General features: G+C 70.6%; 6 protein-coding genes and 1 pseudogene. 1 reads left to right on the top strand and 6 read right to left on the bottom strand.

The genetic code is table 11. From position 1 onward, the window contains the following. From VFO68_RS33885 to VFO68_RS33860, 6 genes and pseudogenes are all read right to left on the bottom strand, one after another. Positions 1-113, bottom strand: a pseudogene (locus VFO68_RS33885) (bifunctional nuclease family protein); the annotation flags it as partial. A gap of 167 nt (positions 114-280) precedes the next feature. Further along, positions 281-1,009, bottom strand: coding sequence for a MerR family transcriptional regulator (locus tag VFO68_RS33880; RefSeq protein ID WP_325162525.1), 729 nt, complete (start codon positions 1,007-1,009; stop codon positions 281-283). Between the two features lie 9 nt (positions 1,010-1,018). Next, positions 1,019-1,471: a glycogen accumulation regulator GarA gene (garA, locus tag VFO68_RS33875; RefSeq protein WP_325162524.1), complete on the bottom strand. Its 453-nt coding sequence runs from the start codon at positions 1,469-1,471 to the stop codon at positions 1,019-1,021. A gap of 107 nt (positions 1,472-1,578) precedes the next feature. Further along, complete coding sequence (gene gcvH, locus VFO68_RS33870; protein ID WP_325162523.1) at positions 1,579-1,959, bottom strand: glycine cleavage system protein GcvH; 381 nt, start codon at positions 1,957-1,959, stop codon at positions 1,579-1,581. A gap of 42 nt (positions 1,960-2,001) precedes the next feature. Continuing rightward, positions 2,002-2,604 (bottom strand): CDP-alcohol phosphatidyltransferase family protein, encoded by a 603-nt coding sequence (locus tag VFO68_RS33865; RefSeq protein WP_325162522.1) that lies wholly within the window; start codon positions 2,602-2,604, stop codon positions 2,002-2,004. Positions 2,605-2,625: 21 nt separating this feature from the next. Beyond that, positions 2,626-2,844 carry a hypothetical protein gene (locus VFO68_RS33860; protein ID WP_414635620.1) on the bottom strand — a complete coding sequence of 73 codons (219 nt, stop codon included), beginning with the start codon at positions 2,842-2,844 and terminating at the stop codon, positions 2,626-2,628. A 241-nt stretch (positions 2,845-3,085) separates the two neighbouring features. Here VFO68_RS33860 and VFO68_RS33855 point away from each other — a divergent pair. Next, on the top strand, positions 3,086-3,601 hold a 516-nt coding region (locus tag VFO68_RS33855), incomplete at its 3' end, for an FAD-binding oxidoreductase (protein ID WP_325162521.1).

Here is a 3,601-nt window from a genome sequence, read left to right as displayed (position 1 = left end):
ACCGAGCCGATCCAGATCGGGAGGTAGCGCTCACCCTCGGTCTCACGGAGCAACAAGATCGGCTGGTTGGCAGGTAGTTCCACCCGCACACCCACGACCCGCATCTCGCTCATCGGGCTCGCCTCCCTCCTCCGGGCAGATCGACGATAGCCTCGTCAGTTCGAGGATCGCTCATCGCCGCCTTCGACGCTACCCGCCATCCGGGCACGACGCTCACACAATCTTCGGTGGAGTCCGGTTACGATTTGATGCGCCACGGGGGTATACCCCTGCTGTGCCTTCACCTTCCGGTGACGCCGCGCAGCCCTGCCTTGACCAGCAACGTATGTAGCGACACGCAGAGTGCGGCGAGCTCCAGCACCACCTCGTCGGCACGGCCCCGGGCGGCGCGGTCGGGGTGCCGGTACAGCGGCGTGACGATCTGCTCGAGCAGCCCGACCTCGCGGTCGGCCGACGCGCGGAACGCGCGCAGGTGCCGCGGCTCGATGCCGTACTCGCCCAGCGCCAGCACCGTGCGCGCCACGGTCGCGGCCAGCGAGTCGTAGAAGCCGGCCGGTCCGGGCCGGATCAGCCCGTACTGCTCGAGCTCGGCCAGGGTGGCCGGTTCGATGCCGACCTCGGCCAGGAGATCCTCCCTGGTCATCCGGATCTCCGGGTGTTCGGCGAAGGCCGCCGGGGTCGGCAGGCCCGGCACGGCCGGCACCGACACCAGTGCCCGGGGCGGCCGGGCCGGGCCCGCCGCCTCCTGGTCCGCCGCGTCCAGCTGCTCCTTGATCACCTTGAGCGGCAGGTAGTGGTCCCGCTGGGCGGACAGCACGAACCGCAGCCGCTCGACGTCGGCCGCGGTGAACTGCCGGTAGCCCGAGGGGGTACGGGCCGGCGTGACCAGACCCTCGGACTCCAGGAACCTGATCTTCGAGATGGTGACGTCGGGAAACTGGGGCCGGAGCCGTTCCAGCACGGCTCCGATGCTCAACCCGTCACGTTCCGGCTTCCCCGCCGCCGTCACGTCCGCTGCCTAGGAGCCCGAGCTCGGACCGGTGAGGAACACCAGGCGGAACTTGCCGATCTGCACCTCGTCGCCGCCGGCCAGAACCGCCTGGTCGACCGGCTCGCGGTTGACGTACGTGCCGTTCAGGCTGCCCACGTCGATGACCACGAACTCGCCGCCCTCCCGGCGGAACTCCGCGTGCCGGCGGGACACCGTGACGTCGTCGAGGAAGATGTCGCTGTCCGGGTGCCGGCCCGCGCTGGTCGTGTCCCGGTCGAGCAGGAAGCGCGACCCGGCGTTGGGGCCGCGCTTGACCACCAGCAGCGCCGAGCCGACCGGTAGCGCGTCGACCCCGGCGACCGAAGGCTCGGGAGCGGGGGTCTCGACCCCCTCGGCCTCGGCCAGGAAGTCGGCCCGGAAGACCGAGGTCCGCTCCGGAGACTGCTCCGGCGGAACCCCTGGTCCGTCGTTCGTGCTCACCTGAGCTCTCCTCCTGCTGATGCTGAACCCGACAACTGTGCAAGGTACCGTGCGCGATCGTCTGCCCGGATGGTGCCTCCCATTAGCTGACGATCCCTTACGGCTCATTACTCCTTGTTGATGGCCTGGTATGCCTCCGCGTCGAGCAGACCGTCGATCGAGTCCGGGTCGTCGACGGTCAGCTCGAAGATCCACCCCTCGCCGTAGGGGTCGCTGTTGATCAGATCGGGCTGCTCGTCGAGCGCGTCGTTGACGGCGGTCACCTCACCGGAGAGCGGCGCGTAGATCTCCGAGACGCTCTTGGTCGACTCCACCTCGCCGGCTGGGGCCCCGGCGTCGACCTGCGCGCCGAGCTCGGGAAGCTGCACGTAGACCACATCGCCGAGCTGCTCCTGGGCGTAGTCGGTGATGCCGATCCGAACCCTGTTGTCCCCCGTGTGCGACACCCATTCGTGCTCTTCGGTGTACTTGAGATTCTCAGGTGTCACCTGCACATCCCCTTCTGGCGGGTCGATATCTGTGGCGGAATCCTAGAGGGCGGCCGAGCGCAGCGCTGATCGCGTCTGCACTACGTAGAGCAGGCCGGACCACAGGAACAGCGCCGAGCCCCAGATCGCGAACGCGTAGGCGAACGGCCGGGCGATCGTGGCCGCCGTCGAGCCGCCCTGGGCGAGCAGCAGCAGGGGGAAGGCGTACATCAGCACGAAGGTCGCGGCCTTGCCGATGTAGGTCACCTCGGGCGGCCCGAAGCCGGCCCGGCGCAGCCGGGCGATACAGACCATGACCAGCAGATCCCGGGCGATCAGGACGGCGGCGACCCACCACGGGACGATGTCGCGGATCACGAACCCGACCACCGCGGCCAACGTGTAGAGGCGGTCGGCGAGCGGGTCGAGCAGGGCGCCGAACCGGCTGGTCTGGTTGAGCCAGCGGGCCAGTTTGCCGTCCAGCCAGTCGGTGACGCCGCTGGCCACCAGCACCAGCAGCGCCCAGCCGTCGGCCTGCGGGCCGAGCAGCAGCCAGAGGAACAGCGGGACGCCGGCGAGCCGGATGATGCTGAGCACGTTGGGTACGGTCAGCAGCCGGTCCGGAGCCTGCGCACCGTCTGTCCGTACCTCCGCCGCCCGCGCCATGCGGTTGAGCGTATTCGGGCCTCAGCCGGCCCGGCGAGTGCGGCTCCAGCCGCGCCGGGCCAGTTCGGCATTGGTCAACGCCTCCGGGCGGCCCCGCTCGTCCATCCCCATCCAGCGTGACCGGCCGGCGAACCCCTCGAGCACGTACGCGTGGTTTCCGCACCACACCACGCTGCACGGCAGCGTGGGCAGCGTCGTATCGGAGTCGACTGTGGAATCTTCCTCGATGTTCGTCATCATGCCTGCTCCCCTACCTCCATGAGGGGTTGTCGGATGCTCGCCGCACTCCGTTATCCGTTGCCGGATGCCGGACGGGATGCCTTGACGGGCAAAGGATCTCCGCCCACGCGGTGCGCGTCCCGGGGACGCGGCCGGATTTACCGCGCCGACACGGAGATGCAACGCGCGTTGACACGTCAGGTCTATGAGACGCGCGCACCGGGATCGGATGACGCGCGGCCGGTGAATGGAGAATCGCCGGGTGCTGGAGACCCGACTGGCGGCCCTGGTGGGGCCGGAGCATGTCCTCACCGACCGTGATGTGCTGGCCGGCTATGAGACGGACTGGACCGGACGTTACCGGGGACGGGCCCGGCTCGCCGTTCGGCCCGCGGACTCCGGCGAGGTGGCCGGCGTGCTGCGGGCCTGCCGGGCGGCCGGGGCGCCGGTCGTCCCGCAGGGCGGCAACACCGGGCTGGTCGGCGGCGGGGTGCCCCGCGACGGGGAGGTGGTGCTGAGCCTGGCCCGGCTGACCGGGCTCGGTCCGGTCGACCCGCTGGCCGGGCAGGTGACGGTCGGCGCCGGGGCGACCCTGGCCGCGGTGCAGCGGCACGTCCGGGCCACCGGTCTGGACGTCGGGGTGGACCTCGCCGCCCGCGACTCGGCCACCATCGGCGGCATGGTCGCCACCAACGCGGGCGGGCTGCGGGTGCTGCGCTGGGGCTCGATGCGGGCCCAGGTGGCCGGGCTCGAGGCGGTGCTGGCCGACGGGCGGGTG

Source organism: Actinophytocola sp. (genome assembly GCF_035712165.1).
In the GTDB taxonomy this organism is placed as follows: Bacteria; Actinomycetota; Actinomycetes; order Mycobacteriales; family Pseudonocardiaceae; genus DASYTH01.
Note: the sequence above shows the minus strand (reverse complement) of the source record. Positions and strands in the feature narration are given on the sequence as shown.

Excerpts from the sequence above, each read along its gene's own strand:
- VFO68_RS33860 (WP_414635620.1), bottom strand. The coding sequence starts at position 2,844 with ATGATGACGAACATCGAGGAAGATTCCACAGTCGACTCCGATACGACG.
- VFO68_RS33865 (WP_325162522.1), bottom strand. The coding sequence starts at position 2,604 with ATGGCGCGGGCGGCGGAGGTACGGACAGACGGTGCGCAGGCTCCGGAC.